General features: G+C 73.8%; 1 protein-coding gene. It reads right to left on the bottom strand.

Annotation, left to right across the window (positions count from 1 at the left end; genetic code table 11):
• The coding region (locus RCG67_RS17240; protein ID WP_368828032.1) for an aldehyde dehydrogenase family protein at positions 1–424 on the bottom strand (424 nt) is incomplete at its 3' end.
• Between the last annotated feature and the right edge of the window lie 134 nt (positions 425–558).

The following is a 558-nucleotide window of genomic DNA, read 5'->3' as shown; positions in this document are numbered from 1 at the left end:
CCACCGGCTCGGTGACGACCTTCGAGACCACGGCCAGGTCGCCCGCGTCCACGATGCGGCCGGCCTGCTCGGCGGCGTTCTTGCCGAACCACGCGAAGCACGCGGCGATGTCGTCCATGTCGATCTCGGACTCGGCCAGGCGCTTGCCGGTGTCCAGGGACTCGGCGCGGGCGAACTCGTCCTTGCGCTCGCGCAGCCGGGCGGCCACCCGCAGCAGCAGGTCACCGCGCGCCGGGGCGGGCACCGACGACCAGCGGCCGTCGTCGAAGGCACGACGGGCCGCGGCGATCGCACGCCCGGTGTCCTCGGCCGTGGCCTCGGCGACCACGCCGACCTCGGTGCCGTCGGCCGGGCAGACGATGGTGCGGGTGCCGCCCTCGGCGGCGGCCTCCCAGCGTCCGTCGATGAACAGGGTCTCGGTCACGGGTGTTCCTCCTTCACCGCGGGGATCTGCCCCGTCGGCACGTCGTGGATGTCGGTGGACCAGTCGGGGTGGGCCTCGGCGCCGTCCTGGATCTTGGACGGGCCGGTGTGGATGCTCAGGAAGGCCAGGTGCGC

The sequence above is a fragment of the Kocuria cellulosilytica genome, from assembly GCF_040981245.1.
Classification (GTDB): Bacteria; Actinomycetota; Actinomycetes; order Actinomycetales; family Micrococcaceae; genus Kocuria; species Kocuria cellulosilytica.
This window is presented reverse-complemented; position numbering and strand designations above follow the sequence as displayed.